Genomic DNA, 22676 nt, shown 5'->3' with positions numbered 1-22676 from the left:
CATGATCGGGACCCTCATCCAGCTCCCTTTCTCGCTGATCTGGATCGTACTCGTCTCGATCATCTGTTCGGTGGCGATCGAGTGGCTGGGCATCTATTTCCAATGGTTCGGGCAACCGGGTTCGATGCACGCTCGGCAGACGATGTTATCGGAGATGGGATATCTCGATAGCCAGTTCACGCGATCCCTGCTGGTCTCGTCGCCCGTGGAATTCGCCTCGTTGGTCGTCGAGACCTGCTACCAATGGCTGTTCGTGAAGACCGGCATTGCTGGCTGGGTCGAGCAGGGCGCGGATGCGCTGGGTTGGGTGGGGACGCTCAAGACCTACCTCCAGGCGGCCATGTACGTGACGCTGATGACGCTGACTCGTTGCGTGATTCTGGCGCTGACCTCTCCGTTGTTCGCCCTGGCCGCGATCATGGGATTCACCGATGGTCTCGTCAGCCGGGATCTACGGCGGTTCGGAGCGGGGCGCGAGTCCGCCTTCGTCTATCACCATGCCAAGCGTATGGTGACACCGATTTTCCTGACCGGGTGGTTGATCTACCTCTCCCTGCCGTTTTCGATCCATCCGAATTTGTTCCTGCTGCCCTGTGCCTTGCTGTTCGGGCTGATGATCGCGATCGCCACCGCCAGCTTCAAGAAGTACCTCTGACATCTGACAGTTGTCGACTCCCCCGCTTGCCCCCGCTCCCCGCGGGGGCTTTTTTCGTCGGCAGAATACGTGGTCGATGCGCTTAACGTTTCGGGCTGATCCTCGCGCGTGTTCCCCCGACCATGAAGTCATGGCGTCACCATTCACGATGGGACTCAAACATGACGGTTCATCCGAAGCGCTTTCACGTTCTGCTGGGCGGGTTAGTGGCCAGCATCGCCGGCGTGTCGTCGCCGGCGAGCGCCACGGATATCGACGAGATCCAGCGGCGCGATCTGGCGTTGATCCAGACTCAGATCGAGCAGATAGAGGTCGTCGTCGATCGTATCGATGCCCGGCAGCAACAAGCCGATCCCGCCACGACTCGGATCTACTTCGACATCCCGCGACTTCGTGCGGATCTCGAGTCGATAGTCACCGGGATCGATTCCTACCTCTCTCCCGAGCGCCCGTTGCCACGTCGGCCACGGCCCATCGACGGCGACTATCTCGATGACAAGGGGGCGTGATGGATGCCTTCGAAACGGGATCCGGCATGACGGGGGACGAACTCTACCTGCTGATCGCCGGAGTCGGCTGCGCGCTGGCACTGCTTGCCGCCTGCTGGATCCTGCTCTCGGTCTATCGGGGGTTCGTCAAGAACCGTGTCGATGGCGACGTGTTGTCCATCGTCGCCTGGCGGACGTTACTGCTGATCCTGCTGTTTTTCTGGGTATTTCTCTGATTCAAGAACCATCCACCGAGGAGTTTCGACATGGTCTTCCGATCGCTTCTGAAGCATGCCACCCGCTGGACCGATAACGCGAGTCGACGTCTGGTCGTGGTGATCGCGATGATATTGCCGGGCGTGAGCCTGGCCGATTTGCCCACCCTCGAGAGCCCGACACAGGGTACCGGAGGCATTCGTTCCCAGTTTCAGGGGTATATGTACGACGGCTTAGTGCTCGGGGGTTTGGCACTGTGTTCTGTGGCATTCATCTGGGTCGGTATGGCTTGCCTCGCCTCCTTCAACGAAGCCCGGGTGAGGGGCGAGTGGAGCAAGTTCGGTGTGACGGGATTCGTCGGCGTGCTGTTGCTTCTGCTCGTCATCTGGCTCACCACCGAGGCCGCGCCGATTCTGGCGCAGTAAGGAGCGGCGCCATGTCGAGCATCGACTTCATTCCACGGCGTATCAATGACCCGCCCGTTGTGTTTCGTGGCATGACGTTGCGCGAGGTCGTGATCATGGCGGTCGCCGGCCTATCGACGGCACTACTACCCGGCATCGTGCTGGCCATCGTCATGGGCATGCCGGCGATGGCGCCGACGGTGGCGGTGGCGGGCATGGCCTGCTCCCTGGGAATGGGCGGCACCATCATGCGTCGGCTACGTCGAGGGCGACCGCCTTCGATGCTCTACCGGCAGCTGGCGTTCAAGCTCGCGACACTCGGTATCGCATCGGGACGCGAGCGCTTGATCACCCGTTCCGGGGTCTATCGCGTAGGGGGAGATCCTGGCGATCCCGGATCTCGGGGACGCGGACGCCGCCGGTTGATGGGAGACGATCGATGAGTCGTTTACGCAATGCCCTGGCCGGGCGAGATTCCCACATCAATACCCTGCGCGCGGCATGCGGCGGACTCGTCGTCGCGTGTCTGGCGCTGGGGTACGGCTGGTACAGCGCGCCCCGGGATCTGACGATCTCCATTCCCCCCGACCTGCGCTCGGGCTCGACCCAGAAGTGGTGGGAGAAACCGCCGTCGGCGGTCTACGCCTTCACGACCTATGTGTGGCAGCAGATCAATCGCTGGCCCACCAACGGCGAGGAGGACTACAAGCGCAATCTCTATGCCTATTCCCCGTTTCTGACGCCGTCGTGTCAGGCCGAGCTCGAGACCGACTACCGTCATCGCAAGCAGCGCAACGAACTCGATGAGCGCGAGCGCATGGTGTTCGAGATTCCTGGACGAGGGTTCAGCAATGCGCCATCCGGTCCGGGGTCGGTGGAGATCGTTTCCCGGGACGAATGGATCGTCAATCTCGACCTCGCGGTGAAGGAGAGCTACGCGGGCACACCCATTCGCGACGTCTACATGCGTTTTCCGATTCGCGTCGTGCGGGCAGACGGCGACCCGCAGAACAACAAGTGGGGCATGCAGCTCGACTGCCTAGCCCGACCGGCACAACGCCTGGAGATCCCTCGGAAGGAGACGTCCTCATGACTCGCCAATGCGTCTTCCCGGCACTGCTCCGCGGCGGCGTCCTCGTCGCCTTGCTGAGCCTCGCGCTTCAGGCCCAGGCAGTGGAGATCCTGCACTGGGATCGCAAGCCGTTACCCGTCGATCTCCCGGTTGGCACGGAACGCGTCATCGTTCTCGACCGTAACGTCAGGGTCGGCCTGCCTCGCGAGATAGCCGATCCCGATACGCTGCGTGTGCAAAGTGCCGGAGGGGCCATCTATCTCAAGGCGAATCGACCGTTCGATACGCAGCGGGTGCGTATCCAGGACGTAGAGACCAACCAGGTCGTGTTGTTCGATCTGTCCGCCAAGTCGAGTGGAGCCAGCGACGAGCAGATCAAGGTCGTCATCCCCGATGGGCCCGAGAGCCGCGCCACCGCAGAGAGCGAGGACAATGATCGCTCGACGGAAGGCGCGACCGCCGGGACGCCGGTGCCGGTCGTGCTGACCCGTTTCGCGGCACAGTCTCTCTATGCACCGACCCGCACGATCGACCCCGTGGAGGGAATCGGTCGGGTGGCGATGCGCCTGCCCGCCAGCCTGCCGTCCCTGATGCCGTCGTTGCCGGTCACGGCGACACCGGTCGCGGCCTGGAAACTCGATGGCTGGACGGTCACGGCGGTCAGGCTCATCAATCGCGATCCCTCGCGCGAGTTCGCGCTGGATCCTCGCTGGTTGCAGGGGGACCTGCATAGCGCCTCTTTCATGCATCCCACGTTGGGGCCGCGGGGTAGTGCCGAGGACACGACGACGGTGTTCATCGTCACCAACGGCGTGTCCCTGGCTCAGGCGGTGCCCCTGGCCCAGACCCGGGGAGGTGACTCATGAAGCCTCGTGGCAATGCGTTGCTGAAATTCGGCGTCCCCATCGCTGTCATCGCCATGGTCCTGATCGTGGTCAAGGGCTGCAGCGGCGGCGATAGCGACGGGAGGGGTGGCACTCAGACCGAGGAAGACGCCTCGCGGACGTTGACCCGCGAGGAGATGGATGCGCTGGGCATCAGCGGCGACTCCGCGCAGGACACCGTGGCCACGCTGGTGGGCAAGATGAACGTGTGGAATCAGCAACAGCAGGAACAGGAGGAACGAATCGATCAGTTGATCGAGGAAAACGAACGGCTCTCGAGCCGGAAGACCGACGTCGACACCGCCGTTCAAGCGGCGATTCGCGAGGAGCGCCGGCGTCAGCAGGCGGTACGAGAGCGGAGCGAGAAGTCGCTGTTGTCGCGCTTCGAGCAGCGAGTGCAGCGATTGTTGCCGGACGAGCAGAGTGGAGACTCATCCTCGTCCAGCGAGGACATGCCGATCGGGCTGGGCCTGGAGGGCGGTGGCACTCCGGGAGGTGGCTACGAGACTGACCAGGGGCTGGCGTGGGTCGAGCCGATGGACCAGCGAGAGGACGAGGGGCGGCGACCGGGCGGCCGCGACGGTGGGCCCGCGTTCCCGACCTCGTTCAAGGCCGCGGCAAGCGAAGTGGGCGACTTCGCATCGCGCACATCCAGCGCGGTCGAGGCCAAGGTCACGGGGCAGCCGGACGCCGCCACCGTGGAGCCGGTCTACACCATTCCCCAGAACTCGACGTTGATGGGCTCGTTGGCGATGACGGCGTTGTTGGGCCGCGTGCCGGTCGATGGTGCCGTCAACGACCCGTATCCCTTCAAAGTCATGATCGGTAAGGACAACCTGACGGCCAACGGTATCGAGCTGCCCGAGGTCCAGGCCGCCGTGGCCAGCGGCACGGCGACGGGGGACTGGACCCTCTCCTGCGTGCGCGGAAACATCACCAGCCTCACGTTCGTTTTCGCGGATGGCACGGTGCGCACGGTGCCGTCACCGGACGATGTCAACGAGGGGGGTGGCAACGGCAACCGACGTTCCGGTGACCGGACCATCGGCGGTGGCAACGCGATCGGCTGGATCAGCGATCGAAGCGGCATTCCCTGCATCAGCGGCGCCCGGCGCAGCAATGCCCGGCAATATCTCGGCACCCAGGGCCTTCTGACGGCGGCGGGCGCGGGCGTGGCGACGATGCTGTCCGACGACGACTCGACCTCGGTTACCTCCTTCGGTTCCAACGGCACGGTCTCCCAGGCCATGACCGGCAATCAGGCCGTGGGACAGATTCTGAGCCAGGGCGTCAACGACATGAGCGAGTGGGTCAACCAGCTCTACGGCGAAGCCTTCGCGGCCGTCTATGTGCCGCCGGGCGAGACCGTGGCCATCCATATCGACAAGCAGTTACCGATCGATTACGAGACCGAGGGGAGGAAGGTGCGTTATGACACGTCAACCGCGACCACAGTCGGGCTCGACTGATTCACGCGCGATATCGCGCGGCGCGATCGTACTGCTGGGATTGGCCGGCCTCGTGCTGCTGTCGGGCTGTGCGACCTCCAAGGACGAGATGATGCCGACCAACGGCATGACCATGCAGGAACTCTGGGAGAAGGGCTCAACGGCCGGTGGCGATGGCCACCGTACCGGTAGTCCCGGACAGCGTGCCGTGGACGATGCCCGCGGGGCGCTTCGTCGTCCGATCGGAGTCGGCGAGATGCGCGCCGAGCAGACGCGCTACACCCGAGACGCGGCCAATGAGATCTATAGCCAGTTCTCGCGGCTGCCCAACCCCGACCTGGTGATGTTTGTCTATCCCCATCTCGCTGGCGGCGAGTCGGTGCCGGTCCCGGGCTACTCGACGGTCTTTCCGCTCTACGACAAACCGCAGTATGCCATGCCTGGAGAGGGGGCCCGCCCCCGCGTGGCGGGGAGGGTGCGCTGATGTCGATGTTCGATGACGTCATGAACCGCCTGTTCTCGCCGCAGCCGCGGGACAATGGAAAGCGAGGGGCGAACGGGCACGACGGCGAGACGGCACGTGCCGAGGGTATCAACGAGCGGCCCTTGCTGACCGACGAGAGTGGGCGGCCATTATCTCTGCCGCGGGGTCAGGCGCCGACGATGAGTGAGATCCGCGAGGCATACCGTCGCGCCCCATCGTTCGCCAGCCGGCTGCCGTGGGTCGAATACCTCCCGGATTCAGGCTGCTTTCTGCTCGAGGACGGCGTCTCGCTCGGGGTGGTCGCCGAGGTGACGCCGGTACCCTCCGAGGGGCGTTCCCTCGACGCCCTGGTCGCCGTGAGAGATCAGATCGAGGCGGCTCTGCAGGACAGCCTGCCGGAGCTGGATACCAACCAGTGGGTCGTTCAGCTCTATACCAAGGACGATACCGACCCTCGCGAGGATCTCGAGCGCATCCGAGACGGGATTCCAGAGCCTCTCAGGGATACCGAATACACCAAGGCCTGGCTGGCCAGCATGGAGGCGCATTTCAAGGCGATCTCCAAGCCGGACGGGTTGTTCGAAGACGACGTCATCACCCAAACCACCTGGCGGGGACAGACCCGGCGCACGCGCCTGGTGCTGTATCGCTGGGCGGGCGACAACAAGGCGAAGCTCGGTGAACGCCGCTCGCGCTTGTCGCCCGAGGCTATGATCAACCACGTCTATGGCAAGCTCGAGGCCCAACTGGCCAGCGCCGGCCTGCCCATGCGCCGCTATGATGGTCGCGACTTCCATCGCTGGATGATGCCGCGATTCAACCCGCGTCCTCGCTTCTCGCCCGATGACCCGCAGCGCTTCTACGACATCTTCGACTATCCCGGTGACGAGCCCGGGGAGCGGATGTGGTCGTACGATCTCGCCGAGGGCATGCTGGCCAGCTCGCCCCGCGCCGACGTCGAATCGGGGCTGTGGTATTTCGACGGGCAGCCGCAGCGTGTCATCCCGGTCGAGGAACTCCGGAAGGTGCCGAAGGTGGGGCACTTGACCGCCGAGATCTCTCGCGGCCAGACGTCGGTTCGCAACGCCACCTTCGACGTGCTGCCCCTGGGCGTCGAGGCCTGTCTGACGATCGTTGCCATCCCCCAGGAGCCCCTGGAAAGTCACATCGAGCAGTTGCGCAACAAGGCCGTCGGCGACAGCGTCCTCGCGACCAACGTCCGGGCGGACTGCGATCAGGCTCGGGACTATCTGGGCAAGGATCACAAGATGTATCAGTCGGCGCTGGCGTTCTTCGTCAGCGGTCGCGACGAGGAAGATCTCGATCGTCGTGTGATGGACCTGACGACGCAGCTCAGCACCGCCGACCTCAAGCCGGTCGAGCCCGAGAACGAGGTCGCGGGCTTGAATACCTACCTGCGCTGGCTGCCGATGAATTTCGATCCCGAGATCGACCGTAACAACCGCTGGTATACGCGGTTCAACTTCGTTCAGCACCTCGCCAACCTGGCGCCGTTCTATGGGCGCGCGCGAGGCACCGGCCACCCCGGCATCAGCTTCTTCAACCGCGGAGGGGAGTCGCTGACGTTTGATCCGCTCAACAAGCTGGACCGCAAACAAAACGCTCACATGTTCGTCTTCGGCCCCACCGGTGCCGGCAAGTCGGCGACGCTGAACTCGATGCTGGGACAGGTGGTGGCCATGCGCCGGCCGCGCCTGTTCATCATCGAGAAGGGCAATTCATTCGGTCTGCTGGCCGATTATTTCGAGCGGATGGGGCTGTCGGTCAACAAGGTGAAGCTCGCCCCGGGAGCGAACGCCAAGCTCCCGCCGTTCGCCGAGGCACATCGCCTGTTGGACCCCGAGATGCGCGAGCGCCGCGTGGTGCGCGATCGTCAGGATTTCGGCGAGGCGCCTGATGCCCCTGCCGAGACGCCCGAAGCGCTGCTCGAAGCGATCGGCACCGACGACACCGGCGAGGAAGACGTCGAGCGCGATCTGCTCGGCGAGATGGAGATGATGGCGCGCCTGATGATCACCGGCGGCGACCCGAAGGAGGAAGCCGACTACCGCAGAGCCGACAATCGCATGGTGCGCGACGCGGTGATGATCGCCGCGGAGAAGTCGCACACCGAGGGTCGCCAGTGCCTGTCCGAGGACGTTCGCCAGGCGTTCTATACGCTTTCTCGGGACGAAAATCTACCCGAGGGTCGCCGCAACCGCGCCTACCTGATGGGCGAGGGGGTTGGCATGTTCTGCGACGGCTTCGATGGCCAGGTGTTCAACCAGTTCAACCAACCGGGGGAAGCCTGGCCTGAATGCGACGTCACCCTCATCGATCTGGCGCACTATGCCAATCCCGGGTACGAGGCGCAGTTGGCTCTGGCCGTGATGTCGATCACCAACATGATCACCACCATGGCCGAGCGCGATCAATACAGCGGCCGGCCGATCATCCAGGTCATCGACGAGTGCCACCTGCTGACGGCGAACCCGCTGCTGGCACCGTTTCTCGTCGGCGTGGCCAAGATGGGGCGAAAGCTCAATCACTGGTTGTGGCTGGCCACCCAGAACGTCAAGGATTTCCCGGACGTCTCGGCCAAAATGTTGAGCATGATGGAGTGGTGGCTGTTGCTCAATATGCCGCCCAGCGAGATTGCCGAGGTCAGCCGATTCAAGACGCTGACGGATGAGCAGCGCATGCTCGTCGAGTCGGCGACCAAGGCATCCGGCAAGTACACCGAGGGCGTGGTGTTTGGGGGCCGACTCCAGTCCTTGTTCCGAGTCGTGCCGCCCAGCCTATATCTCTCCCTGGCCGGTACCGAGCCCGAGGAGAAGGCGGAACGCGCCAAGATCATGCGGGAGTTCGGCTGCTCGGAGTTGGATGCCGCGATCAAGGTCGCCGAGAAGCTCGACCGACTGCGCGGCCTCGAGACGGCGGCGGGGGCTGGAGCATGACAGGAGATCTCGTGTATCTGGTCGTGCTGGCCTTGATGGTGATAACGCTCGGTCTTTGGGCCGTCAGGTACCTGGTGCCGGCACGTAGGCGGCTGCCCTATGTCGGTCGCGAGGCGCTGAACTCTCCCACCGAGCAGGCGTTCATGGCGGCGGTATCGCGGGCCGTGGGTTCCCGCGTGATGATCGCCAACAAGGTACGTATCGCCGATGTCCTGGACGTGAGTTTCCGTCGACGCCACTCCCGTGACCAGCGGTGGTGGCGTCACTTCCGGGCGATCAGCTCGAAGCACGTCGATCTCGTCCTCTGCGAACCGAACGGTGGACGGATTCTTGCGGCGCTCGAACTCGACGATCGCAGCCATCGGCGTGGTGATCGGAGGCGCCGGGATCGTTTCGTGGATCGCGCCTTCGCGTCGGCGGGGGTACCGCTACTGCGCTTCGCGGCACGCCGCCGGTATGACGTCGCGGCGATCCACTCTCGTCTCGTGCCCCATCTCCCCGGGGCTCTTGCGACTCCGACACAAGGATCGACTGCATGTCAGAACTCCAGATCTACCACGCCATGAACGTCGATGCGCGTCAGCGCACGCTGCACGTGTTGCCGGTTCTCCAGGTCGACCCCTTCGATGACCTGGCAATCGACGATATCTCCCTGGCGGTGTCGGTGGATTGGCTCGATGATCCCGTTTCGCCGCCGGACGGCTGGACCATCCGTCAGCCGTATCCGAATCGCCTCTACTACGTCGGCGGGTCCGACGCGTGCCATCTGGGGCATTTCGTTCCCCTACCGGAAGGCGGATACGAAGGCACCGTGACATTCCACTGGACGGTGGCGGTCGTGAATCTCCCACCAGGGCACTTCCAGGTCGCCCATCGCGTCGACCTGGCGTTTGCCGAAGGGGAGGGGAGGACCTACTCGATGGACGTGGCCAACTGGTGGTCGCGCAGCGAATACGCAGAGGGCCACGCCAACCCCGAGATCGGACGCAACCGCTTCTCGAGGTTGAAGTGCCAGGGCATCTCGCCGGCGCGCAATGCCCATGTCGAGGAGTCGATCCACGAGGGCTGCCGCTACATCGATATCCATGAATCCCTCTCGCTGCCGGCGATCACGCTCAACGACTGCTGGACGGTCGGAACCTATGGTGGAGATACCGCGCTCGTGTGTCTCGAGGAGCTGCGATGAACCGTTTCTGGAAAGCCCTGGGGCTCGCCGGCGTCGTCATGATGCTCAGCGGGGGCGGAGCGGCCGCGACTACTGACGATGTGCCGCCAACGCTCGACGTACTCACCATCAACGGCCAGAGCGTGACACCCGAGTCGGTACAGCGGGTCGACATCACGGGGCCTATCTACGAGGTGCGGTTGCGTAACGGTGACGTTTTCTACAGCGATGTCCAGGGGCGGCACATGGTCGTCGGCAACCTCTACGACAATGCTCCGGAGGGGCTCGTCAACGTCACGGAGCAGAACGACCGACGAGGCCGCCTGGAGAGACTGAAGCGAATCCCCGACGATTCGCTGATCACGTTCCCGGCCGCGGGGAGGCCAATCGGCACGGTCACGGTATTCACCGACACGACATGCCCATACTGCCAACGGTTGCATCAGGAGATCGACCAGCTCAACGCTGGCGGCGTGACGGTGCGCTATGTCCCGTTTCCGCGTGCTGGTGGTCGCTCCCCAGCCGCCCATCAACTGGCACAGGCGATATGTGCTGACTCCCCGAAAGACGCTTTGACGGCCGCCTTCAGGGGGCAGGTGCTGGACTCGGCAGCAACCGAGCGTTGCCGAACAGCCGTCGAAGATGGATTCCGGCTGGGACAGCGATTTGGGGTTCAAGGAACCCCGTCCATCGTTCTTCCCAACGGAGAGATGGGCGAGGGGTACGTCCCGGCTCACGAACTGATCACGGCCGTTCAGCGAGCCAGTGAATAATCGCTGATTTCCCGCAGAACATTCCTTCCACGACTCCCAACTGGTTAGACTCGTGTTATTTCACTGCCGGGTGGGGGATTGATGAGGGTATACAAGTTGAAAGTCGAAGACTGGGACGAGAAGCCCCTCGATCGTGCGCGGTTCGAAGAGGAAACGGGGAGGCGTAACCCTTGGTACGCCAACAACGAAACTGGCGAGAAGTCCTGCTTCGCCGTGTGCCCCGGTTGCGACAATCCGATTCAGATCATTGGCTTCTATCGTCGCTCGGCCCATACCCCAGAACCCTATGCCCGGCACTATGGTCGATCTATTCGAGGACTCTCCGTCTATCGTCAGTTCGCCTACGACAACTGCCCCTATTCGGCGCCGCGCCGATACGACAGGGATGCCCGTCGTTCCGGGTCTGATCCCCTGGGCGACAAGATCCTCGATATTCTGGTACCGAACTTCGACAGGGTGATCTATCTCCTGGAGCAGGACATCGGTCTCAAGATCACCGCCAAGCTCGCCGAGCAAATGCTCATCGACTATCGCGGGCAGGAAGGCCATCAGTATATGGGGGCTACTCTGCAGAATGTCCCTTGGGTTTTCGCCTATATGACGCTCTCCAAGTCCTTGGTAGGTCGGCGCGTCCCGGGTGACGAGGCCATGCTCGATGCCGTCGAGAAGACGGTTCCAGGCGCCGTGATCGATCGAGACAGAATGCAGGTTACATGGCGGAAGGGGCAGTTCGTGGAAGTCGATTTCTGTTTTATCCATCACCGTGCGCGTCATGAGGACGGGAACCTGAGAGAATCCATGAAAATGGTCGTCTCCCACGGGCGGGATAACGCCCCGGTTTACAGCAAGGTCATAGAGTTCGATCGGAATCGGTTCAGAAACCTCGTTCGGACACCGGCCGAGCGAGCGACGCGGCCACGCCGGGAAGAGTTGGTCGGTCTCGCCGAGAAGATCCTGGGTAGCCGCGGATAAGGTCAGTATTAACCCGACTCGTTGCGGAAGCACAGAGCGTACCGACTGTTCAACGCCAACCACCATGACTCTGGTAGTCGAGGCACCGCGCCTTCCCGTTCGGCATGGTGCAAGCATTCCAGGATGGTCTCCAGGCCCAAGTTGAAACGGTGAAACCGATCCTGCATGGCGAATACCATGTAGTCATCACCGGACAGGTCCGCTTCGCCGGCCGGGGGCGGATTGGCATCCAGATTTGCGGGGTTGTTCAAGGGAGCATGATCATCGTTGCTCATCATTTCGTTCCTGTGTGGACGGACAATATAGCACTATAAAACCGCCCGCATTAAGTAGTGACAGGGAATGTTAATTCGGATCACTTCCATTTCACTGCCTGAGATATTGCGCTAGTGTAGGCTGAAGTCTACCAGGTCTGATCGCGTTTGATAGAGTTCAGCACAGCAGAACGCCGTGCTGTTATTAACTATGCATTTAGCATCGTACTACTCGCAGGTCTATAGCATGCTAGTAGCCGTTCCTGCCAGATATCCTTGTTCATGCTCGGTAAGAAGCCTCTCGATTGGCGTCGCGCCTGCGTTCTTCATCGATCGCTCGGTCAATCTGAGAAACGGTTTTACTAATCCAGCGATGCACATGTGGGTTATTTGATAGATCGCGTAGCTGGAAAAGCTTATCTCGTTCCTTTTCAAGCTTATTGGCGTACGAGCCTACCCAAGACCCGGCTGTTAAGCGTGATGTCAAAGAGTCCATTGTTTCTTCGTTTTCAACATTGTTGTCTATGAAATGAATAAATTCCGAGGACCATTTTTGCCCTTCTGTTTTTGAGATAAACAGTTGTATCCAGCTCATGATAAAAGGCATGCGTGTCGCTTTATCTTCTAACATCCAAGGGATATAGATGCTTTGTGGGACGTCGTTAAGAACGCCTGGGCTTGAGGGATCGCTGGTGCTCCCCCTGAATAAGCTTGGAAGCCTGTGTTTGGCTGTTACGTCTGTGCTCTCTCTTGCTGCATGATATAGCTCCCAGACTAGTCGGGGAGAGTGCGATATTAATCGCTCAAGGGCTTTTTGTGCATAATCGTCGAAAGTGAGTTGAACGCTGAAGTCATCTATGCCAATGACATCAATAATGAAATTGGTCAGGTTTTCATTGAATTCTGCGTCAGAATGGCCACCTTCAAGCAGTCTTTCAACTAGATTGTCCCAGTAATGCCAGTCCATGGCGGTGTAGTTTTCTTTGTAGTATAGGGCTCTGTTTATGACTGAGTCTTTGATGCATTCAATATAGATTTCTATATTTATCTGCGGGCGATTTAGTACGTGATTTAAGAAATAGATGGCTGCCCATGCTCCTGGTCCCTTTTTCTTGTGTAGTGTTCTTACAAGATTCTCAATTAGGCTCGGATCAATGCTCTTGAGATTGTCGCTCAGTGTTAGTATTCCTGCTTGGTATGGTTCAACTGTGCCATCTTCTATGAAGTTTGTCGCTAGCCGTAGGAGGTCATCATCAAGGCCGGCAGCGGATAAGAATTCAATTGATGAGCTTCTTAATTTTGGCTCTTTAAGAGCGATATCCATACATTCAAGACCCTTTTCTCTGTCTGACTGTGTGGCACCTGATATGACATTTTGCACTAATTTAGAAAGCGTCGCCGGGTCAATGTCAGCAGGGTGTGATTCTAAAATATAATTCAGTAAGCTCTCGGGTTCATCGACGTGTTGTGCAACGCGGAGCATGGCTATCCATGAGCTGTTTCCCGGTCTGGACATGTACTTGTCGAGAAGTGGGAAGAAAAAATTTGCATCATTTGGGCTTTTGTCTATTAATTTGTGGATTTCGTTAGCTTGAAAATCAAAGCTGTTTTCCCCATCAGGATCATAGCAGATGTCAGGATCGTGGAAATCTATTGCCCAGCCGCTGCTATAGAAGTAAATTAGGTTGATTACTCCTACGGGTAGAAGCTCATCGTAGTAGTGTCGCAATCTATTTTGATGCCCTTTGCTTGCATCATTTCTATTAAAATACAGCCATTCATTTAGGCTTAAAGCTGGTGCGTGCCAGTTTGGATGCACCTCTCGAAGTTGATCGATGAGGGCTTGTAGTTCGTCAAACATAGGCTCTATTGAATAAAAGGCCCTTAGGTGCTCGGCTATAATTGCTAGTGCTTTTCCTTTATAAGGGTCCTTTGCGCTAGTCGCGATTGTTACAAGCCTTGAAAAGGCATTCCTGTAATAGTCAAATATTTGTACATATGTCGTCGGTCGCCAGTCTTCCAAGGCTTCTCCTGCTCCAATTTGCTCGGCTCCGCCATTTCTTGAAAAACGGCCGGTCTCAAGCATACGGTTCAAGGCATCCACGCAAAGTTTTCGTATGCGTGTATCGGTATCACTAAGGCCCTCGTCGAGTATTTCAAGTTTTTCTACCGGTGATGCCTCAGTTCCTGAGAGGTGAAGCTGGAAAAGTTGTACAAATTGCCCATAAGCGTTATTGGACCAGCTCTCATTTTCAGAAGCCCCAAGTTTTAATAGAAGCCTTGCGGCAGAAATAAAAGTCTGATGTCGGAAAGCAAGTTTTTCCAATGCGAAGACTGTGTGGCGCCTTCCGGTTTTAAAGTTTAATAGTTCATCAATCGACTTGTGTCTTAGTAGTGCGGAGAGGTGCTCCATTGTGGCGTCAGGAGCCAAATGGACAAATCGGGCAAGGAGCTGAGAACCAAGCTCACTATCTAAGGCTGTTTCATCAGGTAATGATTCGGCGATCCGTCTGCGGGCAAATCTGGTTACTTTTTCTGACCAAGAGAGCCAGCGCAATCTCCCAATCATCTTTATTTTCATTTCTTCATTGACAGACTGGTATAAATTCTCCAGTTCTCCTTCTGGGCTATATTCAAGCCATTGGTTTGCTAAGCGCATAGCGAGAGGGATTGGTTGCACCTCACCATAATCCCCTTGACGAAGTAGAGCCCCTCTTCCAGTAAAACGCTGCAGCTCCTTAAACATTGTAAGTCTATCTTTTGTACAATATTTAGCGAGATCTTCAAGTTCGTTGGCTGCGTCATTTTCTAACCCGACAATTGTGAAAAGGCTTAGGGTTTGCAGACTTTCAAAGGCAGATTGGTCTTCTTTATGTTCACCCCAGACGATTCGTGAAATTAGCGATTCGACTGAGCTAAGCTCTTCATCTCCCCCTTCCAGAGCCAGCGAGGCCAAAATGGCCATTCTTGGGAAGCCTTGCGATAAATCACGTATAATCGAAGCATTTTTTTTGCTCGACTTTCTGTTTGTCGCTACTGCGATATCATCGATGAGTTTATCCGATGCGCGGTTGATTTCAATAATTAAGTTTTGATCTTTGCCATGGGCATTGGTTTCTACCCCTATGGTGATGAGGTGGCAGTTAGATCCTTCACGATGAACTATGTCGCTGAGTCGCGTATGGATATCGTTTGGGCAGTCGTCTATGATTAGTAGAGCGCAAGATCCAGTGTCAACAATGTCCTGCGCTATACTAAATAGCCTGTCTCTAACATCGTCGTATACGCAATATATTATCTGGCTTTCACTGAGAGTATCTTGGTTTGTATGTTCCTGGCTCGCTATGAGTTGGTGTACAAAACGGGTCTTTCCGTATCCAGATGGCCCTACCACACGGATTGCATTGCCTCTGCCTAGGAAGAACGATGAAATGGTCTCTCTAATCATAACAAATGATTGTTTTAGAGTGATTGATGAGTTCTCTTTATTCCATGTTTGTGCTTCCGTGCCTTTGAGGGAAAAGCGCTTGTCTTCATTTATCTGAAAGTCAATGCGTGAAATATCAGGTGTGCGCCCCCAGTCTTCGAATGTCTGAAAGCCACCAAGGTTAACCTCACGCAATATAGAGTTTAGCCATAGAGCCACAGACGGATGGTTGTTTGTCCAGTTAGATATCTTATTGCAATCGTAAATTTGGATTGATGATAATAGTTCTGGGTCATAGCCAGTTTCACGGATCCCTTCTCTGATCTTGATGATACGTTTGTCGACATTTGTTCCAACCACTGGAGTAGTAGTGACGACAACATAAGCCCCGTTTCTTGATATGACTTCTTTAATAGCTTCGTTCAATATTGGTTTATTGCTGCCTTGCGTAGACTTTGTTTGTGTTTCGGCTTTTAGCCCTCCAGGAGTTGTTTTTCCTTTTTTGCTCTGAAAAATAGTGAAGCGGCTTGGAAGCCAGTCGGTTTCATTCGGGCCGCCAGACCATGAAACACGAGCGTCATCTCCCCCGTCGGGGATCGTTATCTGGGCAGGTGCTGTACCTGACCGTAGGGGAATTGAATTCTTGTGGAGCTCTGCCGTGATCAGGCGTTGAAGCAGGCTGACAATTTTGGACTCATCTAGTCTTTCGATTTGTCTTGGGCTGACTTCGAAAATCATAAAATGCCCTTTTGGCGGTCGATTATTTGAGAGCGGTTCGCGTTTTTAGCACTTGGGAGAGAAGGAGAGTTAATTCGTTATGTTTTTGAACCACTTCCTTCCTGGTTGGTGCGCACTGCGGCTGGCAGATAATGCGGCCATCTTGATGTGTTTCGATCTCACCGGTGGCCGGACCATAGCAATGCATCACGCAAAATCCATCCCTGAAGGGGGCAGTGGTTGGTGAGTCTCTCCAGTACAGTACACATACTAGGGCATCGCTAGTTCATGGCGGTCTCCCAGCTATCGAGGAAAACCTTGACCTGGCAATTTAACATTCTCTGCTGTCGCAGCTAGCGCCTCCCGGTACACCTGGTCATGAATCCGTCGAGGAAGACGCTGTCATGACCTTCTCTCCATCATCGTCTCGAGCCCTGCCATTGGCGCTGTCGCTAGCCACGATCCTGGCGGCTGGAACGGCGTCAGCCGGGGTCGAGGTGTTCACCATCACCGGCGAACCCATCGTCAACGCCCCCGAGCGTGCCGCCGTCATCGAGCTGGATGCGCCGGCGCGTCTCGATGCCCGGATCTCACGGGATCTGCCGGCCGACCCCGATCGCGCCCGGCATGTGCTCCAGTCCCGGATGAACGGCACTGACTGGCAGAAGACCCTCGATCACTACGGGAAGCTGTACACCGGAATCGCCAGGGCCTGGATGCTGGGCGTCGAGAAAGTGCCCGCCGTCGTCGTCGATGGCCGCTACGTCGTCTATGGCGAGCCCGATGTGCAGGCGGCGCTCGAGGAAATCGAGCATGAGAGGGAGGGCGACCGATGAAACAGGCATTGCGCTTCATGCCCTACGTGTTCGCCGTCCTGGTCGTCGGGATCGCCGGCCTTCTCTCGGCGCCCAAGGCCCGGGCCATCTCCACGGCGGAGATCGCAGCCTCGGCGACGAGCACCGAGTGCCTCGACTACCAGGTCATCGGCATCTGTGCCTGGCTCTATTGCACGCCGTTCGGCTGCACGGTCAGAACCTCGATTCGAGTCAAGCACTACATCCCCGAGCTGGTCGTCAGTGCCTACGAGAACACCGGCGAGAACCCCTGGACCGAAGCCGCCGACATGATGGCGCTCTCGACGACCAACGTCATCGACGGTATCGCTGGGGGCGGTGGTTCGAGTAACGAGGCGATGTCGAACCAGCACATCAATACGCGATTCAAGAATGCCGACGCGATAGGCCACCCCAGCGAAGTGTTCTACAAGTTTCTGAGCAGCTTCGGATTTTCCTGCGATAGCGAGGCCGTGCCGTTCAGGCCCTATCTGCTATCCACCTTTGACTCGCTGGCCTGGCGATCGGGGATCCCCGAGTCGGCCTATCCCGAGGCGCTGACTCCCGGGGTGCGGGAGCTCGGCGACAGTCTGGATGTTCACGAGGGTATGTGGAGTCCGATCTATCCGCGGAGTGGTTTCGTCTCCCAGACCCATGACTACAAGGTCGCCGCGACCGTTGCCCAGCGTGTCGCCGATATCGTCACGCGCACTGGCCAGCCACACGTCTACTGGCCTCTGAGCCCGAGTGGCGGCGCCAACTCCGGCCGCTGGCCGCCCGATCCGGTCATGGAAGGGGATCCCGAGACGCACAAGTGGCAGCGGCTTGAGCCGGATCCGGTGGATTCTTGTGCCGTGTTCCCTGACGGCGGCGAGAAAAACGAACTGCAGGCGCCGGGGGACTACGTCTGGGCCCTGTGGCGGCCGTACAGCTGCTGCAAAAAGCGCGGTCAGGAACTGCTCTGGTTTACGGGAGGGAATGATCTATGAAGATGAGCCGACGGTGGCTATTGGCGGTCCTGGCGACCCTGGCGTTGCCCTCTCTGGTCGAGGCACGGGATGGGCTCTACTACGAGATCGGCGGCGCCGCGCCGTTCGAGGCCTCTGCCGGCCTTGGCCATACGCCACGGCCAAGGGCCCTCGGAATCCGTTGGGACGTCGACGCGACGTGCGGAAATTTCGACCTCGGGGCGACCGTGAGCAATCAGCTCAATGGCGTGACGCGCGGGTTCGAGGACATGATGGGCAACGTGGTCAGCAATGCCACCGGCGCGGTTGCCAGTCTGCCCGCCATGATCATTCAACGAGCCAACCCCGGACTCTATGACCTGCTGACCAACGGCGTGCTACAGGGACGACTCGACTTCGATAAGTCCAAGCTCTCCTGTCAGCGCATGTCTCGAGAACTCGCGGACGCCACGCTCGGTGGCCGGATGCAGAAAGCCGCAATGGCGGAGAACTGGCAGGACATCGCTGCCTCGAACACCGATGCCGTCGCGGCTCAGGAGGAAGCCGAGGCTCAGGCCGGCAATGCCGGACGCACATGGGTCGGAGGACAGAAGCGGGGTGGTCAAGGCCAGGAGCCGGTGCGCGTCGTCGAGGACACGGCCAAGGCGGGTTACAACCTGCTCCACGGGCGCACCGATACGACATCCGAGGCTCCGGTTTCGGGTGGCGGAGGTGGGTGGGGCTCGGTGTCCACCTCGAATGGCGATTGGGTCGGTGGTGGAGGCATTGCCGGTGGTGGCGGAATGGGGGGTGGAGGAACCGGTTCCGGCAGCGACTGCCAGGGTGGGATGTGTACACTCTGGGGGACGCCCGAGGCAGCCGCCGAATGGACTCGGAAGATCGTCGGCGATACCGAGATCCGTACCTGCGATGGGTGCGACAAGACGGCAAGTATCGCCGGCACCGGCTTGATCCGCGAACTCGAGGACGAACAGAAGGCGATTCACGAACACCTGGTCGACATGCTCAACGGCGGCGCGATCACTCAGTCCAAACTCAACGCCGTTTCGGCGGGCAACGGACTGGCCGTCTCGCGCGGCGTGATCGAGGCGATGCGGGCCGATCCCCAGGGTCCTCTGCTTGCCCAGCGTCTGGCCAGCGAGATGGCCCTGGCGCGCACGCTCACCAAGGCGATGTGGGCTCGTCGAACGTTGATCGCGGGAACCAGCGATCCGGGCATCGAGAACAACGAAGAGGGCATGTCGGCCCTCGATCGCAAGCTCCAGGCATTCAACCGCGATATCGAGTTGCTCAAGAGCGAGATGGAGATCCGTCAATCGCTGGCGAGCAATGCCGCGATGCAGGCGCTGCGCCGCGCCGCCAATCGTGCATCTGGTACCAGTCCCGACGAGACTGCCCTGCCGCAGCCGCGGCTCGACGAGCGCGGCCGTCCGATCCAGGAGGCGAGCGAATGACACGCTCTCGACTCATCGACCCGCGCCGCTGGCCATCGTTGGTGGTCTTTTTCGTGGTCCTCGTTCTGATGGTCCTGTTGAGCGGAGCGATCGTCTCGCTAGGGATTCATCTGATGGAAAGCCGCGAGGCCTTCGAGGCCGCCAGACGAGCGGCACTGCCTTGGCTGTTCCTGTGGCGGTGGGCCTGTTACGCCACTCTCGTCACCGCCTGGGTCCGTCTCTGGAAGCCTCGCGTTCTCGAGCGGCTCGCCGAGGACGATGACGGCGGCGTAGCGGCACGCCAGCGTCTGGGGCGGATCGAGCGTCTGGCGATCGGCGTCATGGCCGGTATCGAACTACTCAATCTCATCGACTGGCTGGGGGATGCGTCATGACCGCCGATCTCAACGTCAACGACTACTTGGAGATGGTCATGCTGATGATCGGCTGGGTGATCAACAACACCCTCTGGTCGTCGCTGACGCAAACGGGCCTGGCTCTGGTGCCATTCATCGCGCTGATCGCCTCTGAGTGGTTCAAGGTCCGCCAAGAAGGCGAGGACGAGGGGAACAAGGGCTCCTTGCTCGTCGTTCGTCTGGAGACGCGCCTCTATGCCATGGTGCTCTGCTATGCGTTCACCTGCGCGCCAATAATGGATCTGTCGTTCAACCCGGTGAATGCCACCGAACGTACCAATGCCGACGGCAACGAGTGCAGCGTCTCGGTGATCGGTCAGGGGCAGTGGGGGAGCACCACGCTCAACGCGATCGGTGGACAGGGTGCCGAGATCCCGCTGTGGTGGGCCTTTGTTCATGCCGTCTCCAAGGGAATCACAAACGTCGCCGTCTCAAGCATTCCCTGCACCCCGGATCTCCAGGCGATCACCTCGGAAATCGATGCCCAGGAGATCTCCGATCCTGGCCTGCGCCACGAGCTGGGCGAATTCCAGCGTCAGTGCTACGGCGCGGCGCGCAACAAGCTGTTCCGGGAGGCCGGCGCGATCGACGCCACCGACGCCATGGATGTCGACTGGCTCGGTAGCGAGTATTTCCTGAATACGCCTGGCTACTACGATACGTTCTACGCCGGCCGGCCGGTCACGGGGTTTCCCTACGACGCATCTCGCGACCAGGCGCGTCCGGGTACCGGGCCCGGTCGTCCGGGCTATCCGAGGTGCAGTGAGTGGTGGAGCGATGAGAACGCCGGTCTCTACTCGAGACTGCACGACCAGGTCGATCCCGGGCTCTGGGACAACTTGAGTTCGGTCTTCTCGTCCACCGATGCCGAAGGCAAGGTCATCCGGCGGTTGATCAGTCAACGCGCTGGTTCGGCCAACGGTAACCAGTCGGTTGCCGTCACCGGCTATGGCAACCTGGATGGCGACGTCCTCGATGACGTCGGGGATACGGTCTCCATGGCCGTCGGAGGCGTCGGTGGCGCCGCTGCGGGTGTGCTCGGCAAGGCCGGGATGGATATGCTCAAGCGAGCGTTACCGATGGTTCAGTACATCCTCATCATGGCCGTGGTGATCTGTCTGCCGTTCGTGATGATCGTATCGGGCTACTCGTTCAAGGTGGCCGGCACGGCGACATTCGGGCTTTTCGCCCTGTGGTTCCTGACCTTCTGGTGGGAGTTGGCGCGTTGGATCAACTCGAACCTGATCGATCTCATCTACGACTCCGATGCTGCCAAGATGAGCTTCATCGCAGCGGGACAGAACGGATATGACAAGCTGGTTCTGGTGTTCGTGGAATGGGCGACATTCCTGATTTTGCCGGGAATTTGGGTGACGATCCTAGGGTGGGCAGGAATGAAGGTTGGAGGAGCCATTGGAGGACTCAGCGAGGGCGTCTCAGGGGCACAGAAAGCTGGAAACGAAGGTAGCAAGATAGCTTCTAAGGCAGCAACAAAGGGCGCTGCATAGTTGCAAATTGGTAGAGGAGATGGCTTCCATCTCCTCGCCTAGTCTGCTTTGAAGCCACCGCTGTAGTAGCCGTAACCTTCGTAGCCATCACGGTAACCATCTTTGAGAGATGCACAGACTTCATCTGCATCATCAACATTGACAGGTTTGGCGGATGCAGCGGTACTAGCCAGTGCCCCTGCCAGTCCAGCCGAGCCTGCAACAGCAACCTTGCCGGTGATCTTGAGCAGATCGAGAGACAGCGTACCAACTGCGCGGCGTCCCTTGGGGGTGAAGAGATCAGTGAATTTCATGGGGCAATCTCCCACGGTGCTGTCGATGGCGATACAGACATATTATGCCTTACCGATGGAGAGGGCAACGCATAATTCATTTTTTTCGCGAAGTCAACCCAGAGTGCTGAGACAGCGACTTGTTCGCGCGTCAGTAGCAACTTGATCCAGGGGCGCAATATTCCTATATTTGTGTCTGTAGATCAGGAGGGCGATCATGACAGTCGTCGAAAAGTCGGCCAACGACAAAGCGCGCAACACCTCGGGGCTGCGCGCTGCGGTGAAGATCCTGGAGAAGTGGGGTGCCTCCCAAGATCAGGGGGCCGGGGTGCTGCGTGTCTCCCGCAGCACCTACAACCGCGCCAAACGCGGCGACCAGGGCTGGCAGGTGAACATCGACCCCGACCAGCTGACGCGGATCAGTCTGGTGCTGAATATCCACGCTGCGCTGAGGACGTTGTTCGAGAACCCAGCCAACGTCTATGGCTTCGTGAACATGCCCAACCACAACCCTGGCTTCAACGGACTCACTCCCTTGGAGTCGATGACTCGCGCCGGCCTTCCGGGGCTGTACGAGACCTTCAAGCGTATCGATGGCCTGCGGAGCGCCCAGTGGTAAGCCTTGAGGAGATACCACGGCTGCCTGCAGAGACGCGCCGAGCGCACCGACTGGTCAACTCCAAGTTTCCCCCGATCAGCCTCTTCGATGACGTGGCCGACGAGGAAGAATTCGACGCGCTTCATCAGCTCCAGGCGCTCACCAACCCACGGCTGCTGGCCGAGGCAGGCGATCTTGGGCTCATCGCCCGGGAAGACATTCCGTTCGGCATAACGGGCTGCTCCTGCGCGGTTGCGCCCTTCACCCACCTCAATGCCAGCGGTTCGCGATTCAGCGACGGGAGCTTCGGAGTGCTTTACCTGGCTGACTGCCTGGAGACGGCCATCGCCGAGGTGCGTCATCACCAGGAGACCTACTGGCACAACGTGCCCGATCTGGACTTTGACCGCTTCGTATTTCGTGAACTGGTCTGCGAGTTCTCCGAGACCGACCATCTGGACCTCTCTCGGTTACCGCCGGACGACCCCATTCTTGCCCCGAACGACTACACCGCCGGTCGTGCTCTTGGTGCCGCGATCACCGCGCAGAAGGTCCCTGGCGTCAGGTACCCATCCGTTAGGCAAGAGGGCACGTGGTGCTGGGGCCTCATGACCCCGCGCCATGTTCGCTCGATCGTGCAGTCTTCCCATCTCGAGATGATCTGGAACCAAGGGGTCACCGCGGTCAATATCGTGAGCCAGCCATGAGGCAGACGATGAGGAGTAGATTGCA

The 22676-nt window shown here is 59.3% G+C and carries 24 protein-coding genes; 21 read left to right on the top strand and 3 right to left on the bottom strand.

The window, feature by feature from the left end:
• The first annotated feature begins 1 nt into the window (after nucleotide 1).
• The 14 genes from KGR00_RS19300 (at nucleotide 2) to KGR00_RS19235 (ending at nucleotide 11518) form a co-directional block, all read left to right on the top strand.
• Nucleotides 2–655, top strand: a complete 654-nt coding sequence (locus KGR00_RS19300) for a TIGR03747 family integrating conjugative element membrane protein (protein WP_224418704.1) — start codon at nucleotides 2–4, stop codon at nucleotides 653–655.
• Nucleotides 656–816: 161 nt separating this feature from the next.
• Nucleotides 817–1164, top strand: coding sequence for an RAQPRD family integrative conjugative element protein (locus tag KGR00_RS19295; RefSeq protein WP_224418705.1), 348 nt, complete (start codon nucleotides 817–819; stop codon nucleotides 1162–1164).
• Nucleotides 1164–1379: a TIGR03758 family integrating conjugative element protein gene (locus tag KGR00_RS19290; RefSeq protein WP_224418706.1), complete on the top strand. Its 216-nt coding sequence runs from the start codon at nucleotides 1164–1166 to the stop codon at nucleotides 1377–1379. Before KGR00_RS19295 ends, KGR00_RS19290 begins: the two co-directional genes overlap by 1 nt.
• Nucleotides 1380–1409: 30 nt before the next feature.
• Nucleotides 1410–1784: a TIGR03745 family integrating conjugative element membrane protein gene (locus tag KGR00_RS19285; protein WP_224418707.1), complete on the top strand. Its 375-nt coding sequence runs from the start codon at nucleotides 1410–1412 to the stop codon at nucleotides 1782–1784.
• 11 nt (nucleotides 1785–1795) lie between these two features.
• Nucleotides 1796–2206, top strand: coding sequence for a TIGR03750 family conjugal transfer protein (locus KGR00_RS19280; protein WP_224418708.1), 411 nt, complete (start codon nucleotides 1796–1798; stop codon nucleotides 2204–2206).
• On the top strand, nucleotides 2203–2856 hold the full coding sequence (locus KGR00_RS19275; protein WP_224418709.1) for a PFL_4703 family integrating conjugative element protein: 654 nt from the start codon (nucleotides 2203–2205) through the stop codon (nucleotides 2854–2856). Before KGR00_RS19280 ends, KGR00_RS19275 begins: the two co-directional genes overlap by 4 nt.
• On the top strand, nucleotides 2853–3701 hold the full coding sequence (locus tag KGR00_RS19270) for a TIGR03749 family integrating conjugative element protein (RefSeq protein WP_224418710.1): 849 nt from the start codon (nucleotides 2853–2855) through the stop codon (nucleotides 3699–3701). The genes KGR00_RS19275 and KGR00_RS19270 overlap by 4 nt, the downstream gene beginning before the upstream one ends.
• Nucleotides 3698–5188 (top strand): TIGR03752 family integrating conjugative element protein, encoded by a 1491-nt coding sequence (locus KGR00_RS19265; protein ID WP_224418711.1) that lies wholly within the window; start codon nucleotides 3698–3700, stop codon nucleotides 5186–5188. The genes KGR00_RS19270 and KGR00_RS19265 overlap by 4 nt, the downstream gene beginning before the upstream one ends.
• A complete protein-coding gene (locus tag KGR00_RS19260; RefSeq protein ID WP_224418712.1) occupies nucleotides 5151–5651 on the top strand; it encodes a TIGR03751 family conjugal transfer lipoprotein in 501 nt (166 codons plus the stop codon). The genes KGR00_RS19265 and KGR00_RS19260 overlap by 38 nt, the downstream gene beginning before the upstream one ends.
• The gene (locus KGR00_RS19255; RefSeq protein ID WP_224418713.1) at nucleotides 5651–8608 is read left to right on the top strand and encodes a conjugative transfer ATPase; all 2958 of its coding nucleotides are present in this window, start codon (nucleotides 5651–5653) and stop codon (nucleotides 8606–8608) included. The genes KGR00_RS19260 and KGR00_RS19255 overlap by 1 nt, the downstream gene beginning before the upstream one ends.
• Nucleotides 8609–8619: 11 nt before the next feature.
• Nucleotides 8620–9174: a DUF2726 domain-containing protein gene (locus KGR00_RS19250; protein ID WP_224418714.1), complete on the top strand. Its 555-nt coding sequence runs from the start codon at nucleotides 8620–8622 to the stop codon at nucleotides 9172–9174.
• On the top strand, nucleotides 9144–9794 hold the full coding sequence (locus tag KGR00_RS19245; RefSeq protein WP_224418715.1) for a hypothetical protein: 651 nt from the start codon (nucleotides 9144–9146) through the stop codon (nucleotides 9792–9794). The genes KGR00_RS19250 and KGR00_RS19245 overlap by 31 nt, the downstream gene beginning before the upstream one ends.
• Entirely contained in the window at nucleotides 9791–10546 is a 756-nt protein-coding gene (locus KGR00_RS19240; protein ID WP_224418716.1) for a DsbC family protein, read from the top strand. Before KGR00_RS19245 ends, KGR00_RS19240 begins: the two co-directional genes overlap by 4 nt.
• A gap of 96 nt (nucleotides 10547–10642) precedes the next feature.
• A complete protein-coding gene (locus KGR00_RS19235) occupies nucleotides 10643–11518 on the top strand; it encodes a hypothetical protein (RefSeq protein WP_224418717.1) in 876 nt (291 codons plus the stop codon).
• Between the two features lie 8 nt (nucleotides 11519–11526).
• On the opposite strand, the gene KGR00_RS19230 is transcribed toward KGR00_RS19235, so the two are convergent.
• Complete coding sequence (locus KGR00_RS19230) at nucleotides 11527–11793, bottom strand: hypothetical protein (protein WP_224418718.1); 267 nt, start codon at nucleotides 11791–11793, stop codon at nucleotides 11527–11529.
• A gap of 259 nt (nucleotides 11794–12052) precedes the next feature.
• Nucleotides 12053–15937 (bottom strand): hypothetical protein, encoded by a 3885-nt coding sequence (locus KGR00_RS19225; RefSeq protein ID WP_224418719.1) that lies wholly within the window; start codon nucleotides 15935–15937, stop codon nucleotides 12053–12055.
• Nucleotides 15938–16320: 383 nt separating this feature from the next.
• Between KGR00_RS19225 and KGR00_RS19220 the strand changes: the two genes are divergently transcribed.
• The 5 genes from KGR00_RS19220 to KGR00_RS19200 are packed head-to-tail and all read left to right on the top strand — an operon-like array spanning nucleotide 16321 to nucleotide 21074.
• A complete protein-coding gene (locus KGR00_RS19220) occupies nucleotides 16321–16752 on the top strand; it encodes a TIGR03757 family integrating conjugative element protein (protein WP_224424513.1) in 432 nt (143 codons plus the stop codon).
• Nucleotides 16753–16769: 17 nt separating this feature from the next.
• On the top strand, nucleotides 16770–17738 hold the full coding sequence (locus KGR00_RS19215; RefSeq protein WP_224419854.1) for a TIGR03756 family integrating conjugative element protein: 969 nt from the start codon (nucleotides 16770–16772) through the stop codon (nucleotides 17736–17738).
• Entirely contained in the window at nucleotides 17735–19171 is a 1437-nt protein-coding gene (locus tag KGR00_RS19210; RefSeq protein WP_224418721.1) for a hypothetical protein, read from the top strand. Before KGR00_RS19215 ends, KGR00_RS19210 begins: the two co-directional genes overlap by 4 nt.
• Complete coding sequence (locus tag KGR00_RS19205; protein WP_224418722.1) at nucleotides 19168–19545, top strand: hypothetical protein; 378 nt, start codon at nucleotides 19168–19170, stop codon at nucleotides 19543–19545. The genes KGR00_RS19210 and KGR00_RS19205 overlap by 4 nt, the downstream gene beginning before the upstream one ends.
• The gene (locus KGR00_RS19200; protein ID WP_224418723.1) at nucleotides 19542–21074 is read left to right on the top strand and encodes a conjugal transfer protein TraG N-terminal domain-containing protein; all 1533 of its coding nucleotides are present in this window, start codon (nucleotides 19542–19544) and stop codon (nucleotides 21072–21074) included. Before KGR00_RS19205 ends, KGR00_RS19200 begins: the two co-directional genes overlap by 4 nt.
• A 38-nt stretch (nucleotides 21075–21112) precedes the next feature.
• Here KGR00_RS19200 and KGR00_RS19195 read toward each other — a convergent pair whose 3' ends face one another.
• On the bottom strand, nucleotides 21113–21367 hold the full coding sequence (locus tag KGR00_RS19195) for a hypothetical protein (RefSeq protein ID WP_224418724.1): 255 nt from the start codon (nucleotides 21365–21367) through the stop codon (nucleotides 21113–21115).
• 196 nt (nucleotides 21368–21563) lie between these two features.
• On the opposite strand from KGR00_RS19195, the gene KGR00_RS19190 reads away from it, so the two are divergent.
• Entirely contained in the window at nucleotides 21564–21965 is a 402-nt protein-coding gene (locus KGR00_RS19190; RefSeq protein WP_224418725.1) for an antitoxin Xre-like helix-turn-helix domain-containing protein, read from the top strand.
• Nucleotides 21959–22651, top strand: a complete 693-nt coding sequence (locus tag KGR00_RS19185) for an RES family NAD+ phosphorylase (protein ID WP_224418726.1) — start codon at nucleotides 21959–21961, stop codon at nucleotides 22649–22651. Before KGR00_RS19190 ends, KGR00_RS19185 begins: the two co-directional genes overlap by 7 nt.
• Nucleotides 22652–22676: the final 25 nt, after the last annotated feature.

It is taken from the genome of Modicisalibacter sp. MOD 31.J (assembly GCF_020147985.1).
Taxonomy (GTDB): domain Bacteria; phylum Pseudomonadota; class Gammaproteobacteria; order Pseudomonadales; family Halomonadaceae; genus Modicisalibacter; species Modicisalibacter coralii.
The sequence above is the reverse complement of the archived record's forward strand: the minus strand, read 5'-3'. Positions and strand labels throughout refer to the sequence as shown.